This window comes from Isobaculum melis (genome assembly GCF_900111355.1).
GTDB lineage: Bacteria > Bacillota > Bacilli > Lactobacillales > Carnobacteriaceae > Isobaculum > Isobaculum melis.
Map to the genome: position 1 here is coordinate 1 of NZ_FOHA01000019.1, position 16,614 is coordinate 16,614.

The following is a 16,614-nucleotide window of genomic DNA, read 5'->3' on the forward strand; positions in this document are numbered from 1 at the left end:
GAAATTTTTTAACAAAAGGAGAACAACATGGACTGGCATAGAGAACTAAGTGAAACGAATATAAAAATAGGACGATTACAACGAGAACAATCTGAAAAAACAGAAAGTTTTTCTGATTTTGCCTTGCAAAGCTTATTAGATTGGAAAAAAGACATAGAGAAACGAATACAACGTTTGAATTTGAAAGCTGACTTAAATAGAGCATTGGATAATCATGCTTCGAACCATAAAGAGGTCATTGAAACGAAACATAAAACCTATGAACAACTATACGAGGAATTTACCATGATCAAAAAAAATCTAGCTGGTGGTTTTGACTCTAAAGCTGGAAAAAAAGTTCAAGAACAATCTGAAGACAAAAGAAAAAGAATTTCCACAGGAGAAGAAATAGCCTATGAGGTTAAACAAACTTGCTCAACAAAAGGCTGGTTTTAAAAGAATATAATCCACATAATAAATGAAATATGGTTAAAGTGCCTAAATACTACCTCATTCTTAGGTGTTTGTTTTTAATCCCAATAGTAGCTATTGATTTTTTTATAAGTTTTTTTTGTGTGTCTATTGAAAACGGTATTGGTGTGGTTAGCCGTTATCGTTTTTTATTTTGTGAATGTACAAAAAAGATAGGGCGTATTCGTTATATTTATATTGCAAGTGCTGGACTGACAGTAGCAAAAGAAAAAGTTAAATGTTAAGTAAATGATAAAAGCCAATCCTACTCGCAATAGGATTGGCTTTTGTGCTATTCATGTAAAACTAATATCATTTCGCAAACTCATTATATCAAATAACAATCTTGTTAGCGAATAAGTAGTGTCTCAAAATCATGCCATTTTTTGCAAAAAAATAGACAAAATCACCTTACTTACAAAAAGGAAGTGGAAATGCTTGTAAAAGGAAAAGAAAAGGTTTATACTAAAAACACAAAGGTCAGGAAAGGTCAAACTAATGATTTTTCTTTTACCTTTAAATAAAAAAAGGAGGTTTGCAGATTATGGCAAAACAACATTATGATAGAAGTAAACCCCATGTAAACGTTGGAACAATTGGACACGTAGACCATGGAAAAACCACATTAACCGCGGCGATCACTACAGTATTAGGAAAGAAAGGCCTAGCAAACCCACAAGACTATGCTAGTATTGATGCAGCTCCGGAAGAACGTGAACGTGGTATTACAATCAATACCTCTCATGTAGAATATGAAACAGATGCAAGACACTATGCGCACATTGATGCACCAGGACATGCGGATTACGTAAAAAATATGATTACAGGTGCCGCACAAATGGATGGTGCAATCTTGGTTGTTTCAGCAACAGATGGCCCAATGCCACAAACAAGAGAGCATATTTTATTATCTCGTCAAGTAGGTGTAAAATACTTGATTGTCTTTTTAAATAAAACCGATTTAGTAGATGATGAAGAATTAATTGACCTCGTTGAAATGGAAGTACGCGAATTATTAAATGAATATGATTTTCCAGGTGATGACACACCAATTATCAAAGGATCAGCCTTGAAAGCTTTACAAGGAGATGCCGAAGCTGAAGCTGCGATTATGGAATTGATGGATACAGTGGATCGCTATATTCCAACACCAGAAAGAGATACAGACAAACCATTACTATTACCAGTGGAAGATGTCTTCTCCATTACAGGTCGTGGAACAGTCGCTTCTGGCCGTATTGACCGTGGTAAAGTCAGTGTTGGCGATGAAATAGAAATTGTCGGCATCAATCCAGAAATCAAAAAAGCCGTTGTAACAGGCATTGAAATGTTCCGTAAAACACTAGATTACGGTGAAGCAGGGGACAATGTAGGCGTTCTTTTAAGAGGCATTACCCGTGAAGAAATTGAACGTGGCCAAGTAATTGCCAAACCAGGCTCCATTACACCACACACCAAATTCAAAGCAGAAATCTATGTATTAACAAAAGAAGAAGGCGGACGACACACCCCATTCTTTACAAATTACCGCCCACAATTTTATTTCCGCACAACGGATGTAACAGGCGTCATTGACTTACCAGAAAACACCGAAATGGTCATGCCAGGTGACAATGTAACCATTGATGTTGAATTAATTCATCCAATTGCAGTAGAACAAGGTACAACCTTCTCTATTCGTGAAGGCGGACGTACAGTTGGTTCTGGGATTGTCACTGAAATCGAAAAATAGCTTGAGAAAGAAGGTGGGATGCTTGTCAGTTGAAAAACTGATGCGCATCCCACCTTTATTGTTTTATTTTTTTTGATTAGCTTCTTCTTTTTCTATTTCGGTTACTGTTTTATTTTTATAAAGATTATTACTCTCTGGTGATATTTCACTATTATACCAAGAGAAATCAGCTTCATAATGTTCATCATAAATACCTGCACTAAACCCTAAATGAGCATCATCGTTTACATACCCATGAATATGTGGAATCCCTGTTGGATTCATTACGACATCAGTAAACGTAACGGACTTAATATCTTTAAAGTTATATTTTAAATATTTTTCAATGCGTGGCCCTTCAGATTCTATTAGCTTCTTTTTATCAAATTCTTTTTTTAAAAAATAAGTTCCCAGAAGTACCAAAAAAATAACGATTATAATCATTCTCTTTTTCTTCATACAACCTCCTGTATAATGATTGGGGAAAATATTTTTGAACGAGATGACTCTTCTAAATTAGTTTCATTTAACGACTACTTACTTATTTTTTTGGCTAGCTTCCTCTTTTTCTATTTCCTCAACAGTTTTACTTTGATATTTATAGGCTTCTTTTTTTGTTAAACTTTTGTTATCGTCATCCCAATTAAGCCCTGCGTTAAAATGATCTCTAGATATTCCTATATCAAATTTTAACTCGGGATCATTATTTACATATCCTTTAATGTGAGGAGTCCCTGTTGGACTAACTACTACGGTTTCAAAAGTTATGGATTCATAATTTTCATAATTATGCTTTAAATATTTTTCAATACGCGGCCCTTCAGTTTCTAGTAATTTCTTTTTATCAGCTTCTTTTTTCAAATAAACCCCTCCTATAAGTATGAATACAAAAAATAATATAACAATTTTCTTTTTTTTCATAAAACCTCCTGTATAATGTAATATATATACTCAATAATACAGGAGGTTTTATCTTGGCACAACTAACAGATGAAGAATATTTTAATTTAGCAGATGAAGTTTATAAAGATACAAATATAAACAACTTAAAGAAAATTGAAACTGAAGATGGTAATATCTGGATGACAATCAACTCAGTAGACGAAAAAAGTGGCTTACAAGCAATCGCAGTTGTTCCCTTAAAAGACTACCAAGCGATGCAAGCTGGGAAAATAACAAGCTATCCAAATGTTGTCTTTTCATCAAGAGGCAGTCAAACAGACCAATTAGGCGAAGCTATCAAAGATTGGTTGGAAACAGATGTATTTGAATTAAGCGTGGCACAAAAGCCTGAGCATTATAAAAAACAAGACTTATCTCCAATTGATACCTCTCAATTTATTGGGTATGAAAATTTTGTGAATGATACTTTGCAAGAATATCCTATCAAAAACTATTCTTTTACAGGTCATAGTTTAGGCGGGGCTTTAGCACAATATATGGCCGTTATTAAGGATAAGCGAGCAACAACATTTGCCGCGGCTAAAGCGTATCGGTTATTACCAAAAGATTTACAAGAATTAGTAGATTCTGGTTATTATATGGATAAAATCATTGATTATCGGCATAAATTCGATCCTGTAGGGCATGCACCGTTTGGAAATGTCATTGGGAAACAATACTTAATGAAAAGTGCAAAGATGGACTTACCGTTTATGGGGCATACACGAGATTCATTTAAAGGCATGTTTAATGGCGGACAGGCACAAATTCTATTTTCACCAGAAGAGCTACGTTCTCATGCCAATCAACTGATGATGCATCAAGATATCATTACGGATATTCAACTAGCCTTTAGACAGTACCAAGATTACGAATATGGAGAAATAGATGAATTTGTGAGACAGATGCGCACAAGTGATGAGCTGTATGATTTAGAAGACCATGAAATTACAGATATCTTAGCCGAAATGTTTCCTTACCGAGCAGGCCATTATTTGATGCATGATCCAGAAGCAAGTGAGACCATTGATTTATATTGTCGGACACTAGCAGAGAAAATCTATCAATTGAGCGATAGCTTAAAAGTAAGTGCAGATAAGGCTGATAAAACAGATCGAGTTTTGGCACAAGATATTCAAGCATCACGGTCATTTGATATTCAACCAAACCAAATGAAACCTTCCTCAACAGGAGCGAGACCACTAGAATGATAGGAGGCGAAAAAATGGGATTTACAGCAATTGATACAAATGGGAGCAATCAAACATACATAGCCTATCAGGATGAAATAAATAGGTATCAAGAACATTTAGATAAAGAGCTAGCTAGGGAGGACAGCAGTCCAGCAACAGTTCTTTATTATCAAGATGAAATTGCACGTTATCAAAAATTAATGAGAATTACCCAGCAAAAAGAATGATTACGAACCAAAACTCATGAGAAAATCACTGCACTACAAGGAGACTTAGACCAACTTCTAAGGAAGCAGAAAGAGTCAAGAGATATCGTGTTGGATTTTTTTGGGAGTTATGCAAAACAAGATTATTCTGAGATGCTAAAAGGCACCTCTTCCGATTCATTACGCTTAGCTATGGCTGATATTTTGCTGTTAATAAAAGAGCTTGCAGAAGTGATAGAAAATTATCAATAAAAAATAGCAAAAAGAATTTTTGAGCATGAATCAAAAATTCTTTTTTTTATCTGTCTATAAAAAATCGCGTTAAAATACAACTTTAGACTGAAAAAATTACTTTGACACATAGAGTAATCCGTGCTATATTTTAAATGTATTCTATGACATAGAGTAATTCAGGGGGTGTTAGCAATTCGTAGCGACATATTAAGAGGGCATATTGATGCAATTATTTTACAAATTCTATCAGAAGGCGATTCTTATGGGTATGAAATTTCCAAAGCCATTGAAAAGAAAACAGACCATCAGCTTCAAGTGAAAGAAGGAACCTTATATGCAGTTTTCCAGCGCTTAGAGAAGAAAAATTACATTGCATCCTATCAAGGCGAGCGCACTCATGGTGGTAAAAGAAAGTATTATATGCTAACCGTAACCGGACGTACTTATTTAACAGAACTAGAAGCAGAATGGCAAGAGATCAAAAAAATAATGAACATATTTTTGGAGGGACAATAGATGAATAAAATTGATCAATTTGTAGAAAAAATCTTTGCGGGCATACCTGAAACAGAAGAAACAGATACCATGAAATGGGACATGCAAGAAAGCTTACAAGAGCGCGTGAGAGATTTAATGGAAGAAGGCAAAACAGAAGAAGATGCCATTAATAAAACCATTATTGATTTCGGTGATATTGAAGATGTGCGAAACGAATTAGGCTTACACCGTGTTGTGAATAAAACTAAAGGAGAAACCGCCTTTTTAAACTTCCTATATGCATTATTTGGCAGTGCATTACTAATCTCACTATTCGTATTCATTAATTTATATTACGCCTCAACAGTCCTTTGGTGGGTGTATCCAACCTTTGCTGTTTTATGGTGGCCACTATCCATGTTCTTCCATTGGCTTAAAAAGAGAGGAGAGGGTTAACCATGTTGAGACACAGCAGTGGCTTGTTAATTTCAAGCAATCTGATGGTGCTGTTTTTCTTATTTGTACTGAATGTGTTAACCACCCCTCAAAATCTCTGGGCAGTTTTTCCAGGCGTTGCGATGATTTATTCAGCATCATTTCTAGTGAGAAATCTCAATAGAAGAAGAGTATATGTGATGATTGCAGCACCGATTATAGTGGCAATGTTAGCACTACAAAACTGGTTGATGACACCAGACTATTGGTGGGTCATGTATACCTTTGGCATGATTGGTGTTTGGGTATTGAATACATGGGCAGGTTCATATATGTGGACAAAAACATATACGATTATTTGTTCATTACTGTTGATTGGGTTTTATATTGGGTTAAATATTTGGTTTGAGCCACGCTTCCCGTGGAGCATTTGTACAACCTTTGCACTTGTTTGGTGGCCATTAGCAAGATTCTTTGGAACGAAACCTATCACTTTTTCAGTTTTGGGCAGTGCTTGGTTGATTCTATTTTTGGTTAGCTTGAATATGGTGACAACACCTAATACGCTGTGGGCAGTGATTCCAGCAATTTGTATTTTATGGTGGCCGTTGTCAGTGGGCTTTGCTATGGAGATTAGGAAGAGGAAAAGAGCAGGTACTCGATGAGAGTAGCTGTTTTTTACTTAGCGGAAAAGTGGTATACTAATGTTGTTCTTTAATATATAGATTGAGGTATGAGATTATGTATTCACTAATAGAAAATTCTACAAAAGAGAGCTTACACAAAGAACTATTAAAATCATTTGAAGGTTGCACAAAATTTTATTTTAATGTGGCATTTATTACAATATCAGGAATTCAATTATTATTAGAGGTTTTAGAAAAAACTGAAAAAGATGGTATTGCTGGTCAAATATTAACAGGCACTTATTTAAATTTTACTGAACCGCGTGCAATTGAAAGAGTAAATCAGTTTAGTAATATTGATTTACGTATTTTTGAAACAGATAAACAACAGGGCTTTCATCCAAAAGCCTATATTTTTGAATATCCAGATTCTTATAAAGTTGTAATAGGGTCATCCAATATTACTCATTCAGCATTATTAAGCAATATTGAATGGAATGTTAGGGTTGTTTCAAAAAAAGGAACGGAAGAAAATACACTATTTATTGAAAAGATATTAGCTAGTTTTAATGAATTGTGGTCGAATAGTATTGTTGTTACGGATCATTTTTTAGAAAGTTATACAGAAAACTATATTTACGTTAAGAAAAAGGAAAATATTGTTTTTTCTTATTCTGCAAATAAAAAAATTAACCCTAATAACATGCAACAAACTGGTTTAGATAATCTAGCTGACTTACGCGATGCTGGTGAGACTAAAGCGCTTATAATTGCTGCTACAGGAACAGGTAAAACTTATTTATCTGCTTTTGATGTTGAAAATTTTAAACCTAAAAAAATGTTGTTTTTGGTTCATCAATCCAGTATTCTTGTAAATGCTAAGGCTACATTTGATCGAGTTGACGCATTTAAACATAAAACAACAGGTAGGTTTTTTGGCGATTATAAAGAAATAAATGCGGATTATATTTTTTCTACTATCAGTATGATGGAAAAACACTACATGAAGTTTAGTGAAGATCATTTTGATTATATTATTGTCGATGAAGCTCATCACGCTACTAGTCCAACTTTTCAAAAGGTATTAAATTATTTTAGTCCTCAATTTTTATTGGGAATGACAGCAACACCTGAACGTTGTGATGATGATAATATTTTTGAGATTTTTGATGACAATATTGCATGCTCTATTCGTTTGAACGAAGCGATGGAAAAAGGCATGTTAACACCATTTCATTATTTTGGAATTACCGATGTTGAAGGTATTGATATTTCAGATCAAAAATTGACAGTTGACCAATTGGCACAAAAATTAGCAGTTAATAAACGTGTGAATTTTATCTTAGAAAAACTGAGTTATTATGGCTATGATGGAGAATATTTGAAAGCTCTAGGATTCTGTGTAAATAAAGAACATGCAAGATATATGGCAGAGGAATTCAATAAAAGAGGAATTCCAAGTGTTACACTTTTTGGTGAAGATGATGTTCATACAAGAGAAAAAAGAATAAAAGAGTTAGAGGATGATGACCATCCATTGCAAGTTATTTTTACTGTTGATATTTTTAATGAGGGAGTAGATATTCCTTCAATCAATATGATTTTGATGCTCAGACCAACAAGTTCACCAATTGTTTTTACTCAACAGTTAGGAAGAGGATTAAGGAAATATAAAGATAAAGAATTTCTAACAGTTTTAGATTTTATTGGAAATCATCAAAAAAGTTTCTTGATTGCAATCGCATTGTCAGGAGGTAACTATAATAAAGAAAGTTTGAAAGAAGCAGTTTTAAATGATTTTCAAGATTATGCTGGTGAAAATTATATTTATCTTGATGAAATTGCGAAAGAGCAGATATTAAATCAAATTTCTAATGAGAATTTTTCTAGTAAGAAATATTTAAAAGAGTTATATAGGGAATATAAAAGGACTCGGAATGGCAAAATCCCATACAAACTTATTTCGTATTTAGGAGAAGAATTAGCGCCGGATCCTATGAATTTCTTGGAATACGATAGTAAGGTAAAAAATTATCTTCAGTTTTTACAAAAAGTAGAAACAGAGGACTCTTTTCTGGAACAGGCGATTAATGATGAGATATTAATGATTATTCTATCTCAATTAACAAGTTATTTACCTTTGAAAAGAGTATATGAGTTTGCTGTTATAAATTACTTGATGAAGTCAGAATTTATTTCATTAGAACAAGGTATCCATGAAGTGAAAAAATTTGTAAACTATGCTGATGTACCTACTTTAAAACATTCATTTAGGAATTTAAATCAAGAATTTCAAGATGATGATAAAAAATATATTGGCATAAATACGCGCTTGTTTATTTTAGACGAAGAAAATATGGTATTAAAACGAACAGATTTCTTTTCTAATAAGTTGGAAGATGATGCGACATTATCTTACATTGAAGATGTTGTTAAATACGGTTTGATGAGATATCAAGAAGCCTTTGGTAGGGACTATTATAATGTACCACATTTAAAACTCTATGCTGAATATGCGATGACAGATTTAGCAACATTATCTAATTCGTTTAAGAAAAAATCTTCATTTAGAGGTGCTGGCGTGTTGAGGAGTAAAGAATTAAACACGTATTATTTCTTTGTTGATTTGCATAAGGAACCTGGGATAGATGAGAGGATAAACTACAAAGATAAATTTATTAACCAGAAGCAATTTCAATGGGAATCTCCTAATAATACGAGTCTGGATAGTGAAAGAGGAAAAGATTTTATTGATAATGTTGCGCGAGGTCAGAAAATACATTTATTCGTTAGGAAATTTAAAAAAGTTGATGGATTAACGATGAAATACCTTTATCTTGGTGAAATCTCTTCAATTGTAGGTACCCATGTTGGAGAGAAACCTATTCAAATTCAGTATGAACTACAGAATGAATTACCGTACCAAATTTATGATTCTTTTGAACCTGATCTTAACAATCAATAAAAATAAGGTGCATGTATCGATTAAAGTGATACATGTACCTTATTTATTTTGACTGTAATTTATTTATAGCTGGGATATCAGCAGGTGCCCATTGTAAAGTATGCAATTTATCTATGCTCAGCCACTCAATTTGTTCATGTTCCAGTAGTATAGGCGAACCTTCAGTGATATGACAGAGAAATGTCGTAAGGTGGACAATTCCAAAATCATATTCATATATTGTATGTTCTACTTGTTTTTCTACTTTGATTAAACAATTCATTTCTTCTCGAATTTCTCGGATTAATGCATCTTCTGGAGTTTCTCCATCTTCAATTTTTCCACCAGGAAATTCCCATAATAGCGGTAAAGACATTTTTTTAGAGCGTTGAGCACAAAGAATTTTATTCTCTTTTTGTATAATGGCACCAACTACATAGATATTTTTTTTCATAAGTTTCTCCATTTCTTTCTACTATATACATCATAGCATGGCACAGTAAAATAAAAAAGCCAGCAATAAACTGGCTTCAAACCATCTTCACATCCGCAAACCGTCCAACAATCTCCGCCGTCTGCTGAATATTAATAAACGCTTTCGGATCCGCATCCATAATAATCTTCTTCACAAAAAACAAATCATACTTCGAAACAACCGTTACCACAGAACACATTTCCTCATTCGTATAGCCGCCATAAACGTCTCTAGTAATCGTAATCCCATGAACAGACTGCTCCAGTAAAGCCTCTACCACTTCATCTGCCACTTTTGTGAAAATGGTAATCGTGACTTTATGCTGCTGAATATAAAACGTATCAATCATTTTCGTATTCGCAAAAATAGCTACCAAGCTATACAGCGCCATTTCCCAGCCATACATAAACCCAGCCATGACTAAAATAAAAGCATTCAAGGCCAGTCCTAGTTGTCCAACTGTCTGTCCTGTTTTTTTATGCACAAAAAGGGCAATAATATCTGTTCCACCAGTAGAAAAGCCATAACGTAAGCAAAGTCCTACGCCAGCCCCAATTAAGCCACCACCAAAAATAGCTGCAAGTAACGGGTTTGTCGTAATCTGAATAGATGGGATAAGCTGAATCGCAACAGATGCGCTAATAACTGCAAGTAATGTATACATTGTAAAATAATGTCCTAATTTTTTCCAAGAAAGATAAATCAATGGCAAGTTAATAAGTAATACCCAAAGAGAAATTTCTGTATTAAAGTGAAGGTAATCACCAGTGACAGCAGAAAGTAGCTGAGCTAAACCATTGACGCCACTTGAGTAAACATGAGCAGGTGTCAAAAAGCAGTTAATACCAATGCCGGCCAGTCCTCCATAGCAAATTGTAGCAAATACTTTTGTAGCAACTTTGTTTAACAGCTTTCCTTTTTGTTTCATCCTATTCAGTCCTATTCCGTTACTTTTTGGTAGACGAATCATTTTTATAAAAAGTAGGTAAAAGATTGCCTCCATTTGGTAACAATCATAAACCATCTTCACTAGAAGTCAACGGATTGCCTAGCTTTATTAGATGAATTTCATAAAAACGACTATTCATTCAGATAAATTTAATCATTGAATAAATTTTTGCAAATCGTGCTTATCTTGTTATAATGAACAAAGCATAGAAACGGGGTTATCGGATGAAGAAAAAAATAATAGGTAGCTGTCTGATCCTTCTTTTTTTACTAACAGCTTGTGGTAAAAAAGAAGAAGCAGAAAAAGAAGCAAGTGAATCCTCCTCAACTAATGAAACAACACAACAAAGCGCTGCTAAAATTGAAGATTTAAGAGATGGCACTAATTTTACTGATTTCGATGGAGAGACACAATTAGCGATTGTCTTTGCTACCTTAAATGATATTGTGGTAGCTTATGATTACGGCGTTGGGGGAGCGGAAGCGCAATTAAAGACAGAAATGACACCAGAGTCCATTAGTAACATGAAAGAGTCTGTAGACAGTATGGCTGCACAACAAGAAAAATTAAGACAAGAAAGCACAGAGGTTCTGGGGCGATTAGATATTTTTAAAGAAAAAGCAAAAACTGAAGAAGAGGTTGCTCTTTTAAAACAAGCACAAGAGGAATTAGCTGATGTCTCTCAGCAAATACTAGAGGTGTTAGCCCAAGTGACACCAGAGAATGCAGCAATGAGCAGAACCACAGTTGATGCATTAAAGGAACAGTATTTAGCAAAATCAGAGGGCATCATGACGGCTATGAAAAAAATCGTTCAAGTGGCAGGACTAGATGAAGAAAAATTTATGAATTTAACGATTTATATTATTGATCATGTTGCCAAAGAATAAAAAAAGTCCTCACTAGCAACTCAATGCTAGTGAGGAAAGGAGAATGAAAAAAGAAAAAAGTAACTTGACTATTAAGTTCCTGCTTAATAGTTTTTTGCTGTGGTTGTGGTATGACTAAAGTATAGAGGATAAATGTGAAGAAAGAATGATACTGATGTAAAGAATCGGTAAAGGAAATAAGAAATAATTGAAAAAAGTTTCGTTTTCAGAAATTAATTATTGTTAATTCGGACATTAACCTCTATAATTAAATGAGTAGGATAGCATTTAATCATACTAGTGAGAGACTTCAAAGTTTAGCAGGGGCTAAACTGATAAAGACAACCCAAACAAATTTTGATAATGACAAACAATTACTTATTAACTTCTTAGCGTATACTCAATGATTGTTTCGTTTCCTAGCCGAAGCGGTTTTCATTTTATTTCGTTTATATTAGTTAGCTACATACATTGTTTAATGATTATTGATTAACGTATTGGGATTCTTCTCAATACTTTTTTATGCTATCCTACTTCTTTAAGAGATTTATTTAAAAAGTGAAAGTTGATTGGAGGGATAAGCATGGATAAAGAGCATATGAAAATTATTGAGTTGGCACGAAAAGTAATGGATGATAGTTATAAAGCGATAGACCTTTTAGTAGATGGAAATACAACTGGTGCAAGAAAACGCTTGGAATTTGCTAGAGATAGTATGGAACAGCTCTGGTATGAAATTGGTGTGGTTGAAGGAATGGCTAGTTCTGGCAAAGATGTCAGCAAATTGATGTATTTAATGCAATATGTTTATATGGCAAGCTGTGGTTTGACAATGGCAAAAGGGAAGGTAAGCTAAGGAAGTCTGTACATAGTAGATTGTCTTAGGGAGAATTAAAGGGTTTTAATTAGAGACTAGTCAAAAAGAACCTGCCTTTTGGCCACCATTTACCGAGGTAATTTATGGTTTTTCAGAAGCAATTTAAGGGATGGGATAAAATTTTTCAATTTTGTCCCATCCCGTTCTTGGTTTCTTGCTATATTTGTAAGTATAGAGTAGATCTATACCTGCTTTTTTTATTCACCTAATTGCATCGCTAATGCTCTAATTTGTTCTTTAATAGCCATACGTTGCTCTCTAGTCATGTTGCCACCTAGTGATTGTTTTAAACGAATAAGCTCTTGGCGAATGGCTTCTTTATCCGTTCCACCATCATATGTAACGGGTGGTGCTTGTTGTTGTTGTTGTTGTGCAGCTTGTTCAGCAGCGGCTTGCTCTGCTTGTGCTTGAGCAATAGCAGCAGCTTCTTGTTCTTTAGCCACACGCTCTGCCTCAGCGGCGGCAGCTTCTTCAGCCTGTTTTTTTTCTTCTTCAGCTTTTTTAGCAGCAGCTACTTTTGCATCTTCAGCATCTTGCTTTTCTTTTTTATATGTGTCAAGCTCTTTTGCAATATCTTCATTTTCTTTCTTTAGCTCAGCAACTGTTTCGTTAATCTCTTTTAGTTCTGCGCTATCCTCTTTATTTTGACAACCAGCCAACATTAATATTGATGCGCTACATAATATTAATATACTTTTTTTCATTTAAATCTGCTCCTTTAAAATTATTATTAACAAGAAACTATAGTATACAATAGTTCCACATTTTTGTCATGCTTTAACAGCATTTATTTGAATAAATTGCGATTAAAATAGGCTTTTTAGTTTTTTTAAGGCAACAACAAAGAAAAAACATCCTTAGAATAAAAAGATTCATTCTAAAAAATGTTTTATCAGAAGTTTAGTAGATTCATATAAAAAAATACGCATTAAATATTGTAAATCAAAACAAAATCATCCATGACATAACCGCCACCAATATCAGCAACTTGTTCTTTTAAAGTTATAAAGCCCATTTTTTGATAAGCAGCAATTGAGGAAGAATTATATTTGTTGACTGTTAATGTAATCGTTGTTAACTGGTTTTCCTGAGCAATTGTCACCATTTCATGAAACACTTGTTTTGCAAAGCCCTGGTTCCGTGCGCGTTTAACTAAATAAAGTTTACTTAAAAATAGACTTTCCTCTTCCAGTCGATAAGCAGCATAGCCAATTGGACCCATTTCATCTTTTAATAACCAATAAATCATATCCGATTGCATATCTTGATAAATATGCGCACCGGACTGTAAATGAGTAAGCATATAAGCAACTTGATCTGCGCCAATGATATCTGTATAATGCTCCTCCCAGATTTCTTTAGCCAGTGCTGCAACAAGCAAAGCATCTTCCTGTTGTGTTGCGGGGATTATTTTTAATGTCATGGCTACTTCCCTCCTAAAAACAGGTAAGTAGCCAAAGCAATACTTACCTGTTAAATATTTGTCTATTATATAGAAGGAAAAATTAAACAAGTTTGACTAATGAGTAATTTTTCTTCCCTTTTCTGATTAAAATAAAGCGTTCATCAAAAGAATTTTTAGGTGAGGCAACAGCATCAACACTGGTTACTTTTTCACCATTCATTGAAATCGCACCATTGGTGATATCTTCACGGGCTTGACGACGAGATGGTTCAATGCCTAAATCAACTAACCACTCTACAATATTTTTCTCTTCTTTTGAAGATTCAAAGGTCGGCATATTTTTAAAACCTTCTTCAATTTCATCCGCTGTTAATTTAGCGACATCACCTGAGAATAAAGCTTCCGTAATTTTTTCAGCTTCAGCTAATGCATCTGCACCATGAACGAAGTTTGTCATTTCATGTGCCAAACGTTTTTGTGCTTCACGTTTATGTGGCTCAGTTTCAACTTTCTTAGCCAAGTCAGTAATTTCTTCTTGCGTTAAGAAAGTAAAGAATTTAAGGTATCTTACCACATCACGGTCATCTTGATTTAACCAAAATTGGAAGAATTCAAATGGTGTTGTTTTCTCTGGATCTAACCAAATTGCACCACCAGCTGTTTTACCAAATTTTGTACCATCTGCTTTAAGCATCAATGGAATCGTTAAACCAAAGGCTTTGGCTTCAGCACCTTCTTTTTTACGAATCAAATCTAAACCAGCAGTAATATTCCCCCATTGATCGGCACCGCCAATTTGTAATTGAACATCTTCATGTTTAAATAAATGTAAGAAGTCCATAGATTGAAGAATTTGGTAAGTAAATTCAGTAAATGAAATCCCTGTTTCTAAACGGCTAGAAACGATATCTTTTGCCAGCATAGTATTAATGTTAAAGTTTTTACCGTATTCACGTAAGAAATCAAGTAAGGTTAAATCGTGTGTCCAATCAAAGTTGTTGACCATTTTCACTTCACTGTTTCCACCAAAATCAAATAATTTTTGCATTTGTGCTGTTAAAGCATCAACGTTTGCTTGGACTTGCTCTAATGTTTGGAGCTGACGTTCAGAAGTACGACCACTTGGATCCCCAATTGTTCCAGTTGCACCACCAATTAAAATAACAGGATGATGACCCATCATTTGGAATCGTTTCATCATCATAAATGGAATCAAATGTCCAATATGCATACTATCACCTGTTGGATCTACTCCACAGTATAGTGAAATTTTCTTCGTGTCTACTAGCTCTCTTAAGCCCTCAGCGTCTGTTTGTTGGTTAATGGCGTCGCGCCATTCTAATTCATCAATAATGTTCATATCAATCACTCCTCCTAAAAAATATAAAAAAGCCCTGCAAATTTAGAAACCAAAGTTTCCAAACTTACAGGGACGAATTAACCGTGTTACCACCCAAATTGTATTCAAGCAAATATCGAATACCACTCATTCACTATATATCGCTAGTGAAACGCTTGAGATTAATCAAGATACTCCAGAGTGTACTTCGCAAATGCTGTTTGTGCTAGATTCCACCAACCTCTAGCTCTCTATTAACAGTGACAGTTTGCTACTGCGCTCGTTCAATGTATGTTTTATAAGATTGTGACCAAAGTATAGTCTAATAAAAAAAGATTGTCAACGACAAAAATAAAAAAAGTTTTGCCTTTTTTACTTTTCTATTCAAATAAAAAAAAGAACATTCAGCTGAAATAAGCCATTTTATCAGCATTCTTTCATGAAATAAGCTTTATTTTTTGCTATAATTTGGTACAATAAAGAAAAGCTAACAAAATAGCTCAATGCCAATGATAACAAATGAGTAATGACATAGATGAAATCATTTGGGGGAAGGGGAATTGTAAGGTGCAAATAGACAAAATTCGAGATGAGTCAACAGATGATTTTTTTAAAACAATTTTACAATTAGAATCAATAGAAGAAGGGTATGCATTTTTTGATGATTTGTTAACACTGAATGAAGTGAAAACAATGACTCAGCGCTATCAGGTGGCAAAAATGTTATATGAACATAAAACCTATAGTGAGATTGAGCAAGCAACTCGAGCGAGTACTGCAACAATTTCAAGAGTGAAACGTTCTGTTTTCGATGGAAATGGAATGTATGATGTGCTGTTTAAGCGTGTCCAGCAAGAATCAGAAAATGAAAATAAATAATACTGAAAAAGGTCTAGCCATATCTCTTATGGCTAGACCTTTTTCAGTAGATGACATTTTACAAAATATTTGATGATTGCGGTTAAAAAAACAATGAGTAAAAAAATAACCTTTACTCATTTTTTTTTAATGTAAAATCTTTTAATCAATGTCTCTTTCTGGAAAAAGACTGTCTTTTTCTAAAATGAAATCAGTAAAAGTATCTAACTTTTTGTATAAAGTAAACAATGCACAAGCTAGCTCAGAATGAATGCCGTGATCAGATGATTGTTTTAAAAGTATTTTAAAAAAAAGAGTCAAAAAAAAGCATGGAATAAAATGTATAAAAAATGTTTTTTTGTATAAAAATGTTTCCGGAAGATTCTTTTTTAGTTAAAACCTTTAACGCGTGAAAGCGATAATCCGTTGCTTGATTTGCGCAAAGAAGAAAAACGAAAAGTCTAATTATCCTCTAATTTAAAGGCTTTTTTAACAGTTGACAAACACTTTGTGAGGGACTAAACTAACGCATGTAATAGAGGCCGATTCAAATGGCTCATAGCTTTTCATAGAATATTCATTATGCTTTTTGATGCATAAAAAATAGTGAACTGTTATTTCTAT

20 protein-coding genes and 1 other annotated feature are annotated in these 16,614 nt (G+C 33.9%); of the genes, 13 read left to right on the forward strand and 7 right to left on the reverse strand.

Features of this window, described 5'->3' with window-relative positions:
- Positions 1-27: 27 nt before the first annotated feature.
- The 3 genes from BMW29_RS11575 to tuf all read left to right on the forward strand — a co-directional run bounded on the left by BMW29_RS11575 (position 28) and on the right by tuf (position 2,182).
- On the forward strand, positions 28-435 hold the full coding sequence (locus tag BMW29_RS11575; protein WP_092653550.1) for a hypothetical protein: 408 nt from the start codon (positions 28-30) through the stop codon (positions 433-435).
- A 119-nt stretch (positions 436-554) separates the two neighbouring features.
- Positions 555-695, forward strand: coding sequence for a hypothetical protein (locus BMW29_RS14015; RefSeq protein WP_177165770.1), 141 nt, complete (start codon positions 555-557; stop codon positions 693-695).
- Positions 696-994: 299 nt separating this feature from the next.
- Positions 995-2,182 (forward strand): elongation factor Tu, encoded by a 1,188-nt coding sequence (gene tuf, locus BMW29_RS11580; RefSeq protein WP_092653551.1) that lies wholly within the window; start codon positions 995-997, stop codon positions 2,180-2,182.
- Positions 2,183-2,245: 63 nt separating this feature from the next.
- Here the strand turns inward: tuf and BMW29_RS11585 are convergent, their stop codons facing one another.
- Positions 2,246-2,620: a DUF1433 domain-containing protein gene (locus BMW29_RS11585; RefSeq protein WP_092653553.1), complete on the reverse strand. Its 375-nt coding sequence runs from the start codon at positions 2,618-2,620 to the stop codon at positions 2,246-2,248.
- Between the two features lie 78 nt (positions 2,621-2,698).
- On the reverse strand, positions 2,699-3,082 hold the full coding sequence (locus BMW29_RS11590) for a DUF1433 domain-containing protein (protein WP_092653555.1): 384 nt from the start codon (positions 3,080-3,082) through the stop codon (positions 2,699-2,701).
- Between the two features lie 53 nt (positions 3,083-3,135).
- Between BMW29_RS11590 and BMW29_RS11595 the strand changes: the two genes are divergently transcribed.
- From BMW29_RS11595 to BMW29_RS11620, 7 genes are all read left to right on the forward strand, one after another.
- Complete coding sequence (locus BMW29_RS11595) at positions 3,136-4,314, forward strand: Tle-like phospholipase domain-containing protein (protein ID WP_092653557.1); 1,179 nt, start codon at positions 3,136-3,138, stop codon at positions 4,312-4,314.
- Positions 4,315-4,328: 14 nt separating this feature from the next.
- Positions 4,329-4,523, forward strand: coding sequence for a hypothetical protein (locus BMW29_RS11600; protein WP_092653559.1), 195 nt, complete (start codon positions 4,329-4,331; stop codon positions 4,521-4,523).
- Between the two features lie 90 nt (positions 4,524-4,613).
- Positions 4,614-4,754 carry a hypothetical protein gene (locus BMW29_RS14020; RefSeq protein ID WP_177165771.1) on the forward strand — a complete coding sequence of 47 codons (141 nt, stop codon included), beginning with the start codon at positions 4,614-4,616 and terminating at the stop codon, positions 4,752-4,754.
- 165 nt (positions 4,755-4,919) lie between these two features.
- Entirely contained in the window at positions 4,920-5,252 is a 333-nt protein-coding gene (locus BMW29_RS11605; protein WP_245706280.1) for a PadR family transcriptional regulator, read from the forward strand.
- Positions 5,253-5,669, forward strand: a complete 417-nt coding sequence (locus tag BMW29_RS11610) for a permease prefix domain 1-containing protein (protein WP_092653561.1) — start codon at positions 5,253-5,255, stop codon at positions 5,667-5,669.
- Between the two features lie 2 nt (positions 5,670-5,671).
- A complete protein-coding gene (locus tag BMW29_RS11615; RefSeq protein WP_092653563.1) occupies positions 5,672-6,313 on the forward strand; it encodes a hypothetical protein in 642 nt (213 codons plus the stop codon).
- 76 nt (positions 6,314-6,389) lie between these two features.
- On the forward strand, positions 6,390-9,239 hold the full coding sequence (locus tag BMW29_RS11620; protein WP_092653565.1) for a DUF3427 domain-containing protein: 2,850 nt from the start codon (positions 6,390-6,392) through the stop codon (positions 9,237-9,239).
- A 43-nt stretch (positions 9,240-9,282) separates the two neighbouring features.
- On the opposite strand, the gene BMW29_RS11625 is transcribed toward BMW29_RS11620, so the two are convergent.
- On the reverse strand, positions 9,283-9,672 hold the full coding sequence (locus tag BMW29_RS11625; RefSeq protein ID WP_092653567.1) for a (deoxy)nucleoside triphosphate pyrophosphohydrolase: 390 nt from the start codon (positions 9,670-9,672) through the stop codon (positions 9,283-9,285).
- A 76-nt stretch (positions 9,673-9,748) separates the two neighbouring features.
- Positions 9,749-10,621 carry a YitT family protein gene (locus BMW29_RS11630; RefSeq protein WP_092653569.1) on the reverse strand — a complete coding sequence of 291 codons (873 nt, stop codon included), beginning with the start codon at positions 10,619-10,621 and terminating at the stop codon, positions 9,749-9,751.
- Positions 10,622-10,866: 245 nt separating this feature from the next.
- Between BMW29_RS11630 and BMW29_RS11635 the strand changes: the two genes are divergently transcribed.
- Positions 10,867-11,532: a hypothetical protein gene (locus BMW29_RS11635; RefSeq protein ID WP_092653571.1), complete on the forward strand. Its 666-nt coding sequence runs from the start codon at positions 10,867-10,869 to the stop codon at positions 11,530-11,532.
- A 562-nt stretch (positions 11,533-12,094) separates the two neighbouring features.
- On the forward strand, positions 12,095-12,367 hold the full coding sequence (locus BMW29_RS11640; RefSeq protein ID WP_092653573.1) for a hypothetical protein: 273 nt from the start codon (positions 12,095-12,097) through the stop codon (positions 12,365-12,367).
- 218 nt (positions 12,368-12,585) lie between these two features.
- Here BMW29_RS11640 and BMW29_RS11645 read toward each other — a convergent pair whose 3' ends face one another.
- The 3 genes from BMW29_RS11645 to tyrS all read right to left on the reverse strand — a co-directional run bounded on the left by BMW29_RS11645 (position 12,586) and on the right by tyrS (position 15,153).
- On the reverse strand, positions 12,586-13,092 hold the full coding sequence (locus BMW29_RS11645; RefSeq protein ID WP_092653575.1) for a hypothetical protein: 507 nt from the start codon (positions 13,090-13,092) through the stop codon (positions 12,586-12,588).
- 224 nt (positions 13,093-13,316) lie between these two features.
- Positions 13,317-13,811, reverse strand: coding sequence for a GNAT family N-acetyltransferase (locus tag BMW29_RS11650; protein ID WP_092653577.1), 495 nt, complete (start codon positions 13,809-13,811; stop codon positions 13,317-13,319).
- Positions 13,812-13,893: 82 nt separating this feature from the next.
- Positions 13,894-15,153, reverse strand: coding sequence for a tyrosine--tRNA ligase (gene tyrS, locus BMW29_RS11655; RefSeq protein ID WP_092653579.1), 1,260 nt, complete (start codon positions 15,151-15,153; stop codon positions 13,894-13,896).
- A 65-nt stretch (positions 15,154-15,218) separates the two neighbouring features.
- Positions 15,219-15,429, reverse strand: a binding site (T-box leader).
- A 270-nt stretch (positions 15,430-15,699) separates the two neighbouring features.
- Between tyrS and BMW29_RS11660 the strand changes: the two genes are divergently transcribed.
- A complete protein-coding gene (locus BMW29_RS11660) occupies positions 15,700-16,011 on the forward strand; it encodes a YerC/YecD family TrpR-related protein (RefSeq protein ID WP_092653581.1) in 312 nt (103 codons plus the stop codon).
- Positions 16,012-16,614 lie beyond the last annotated feature (603 nt).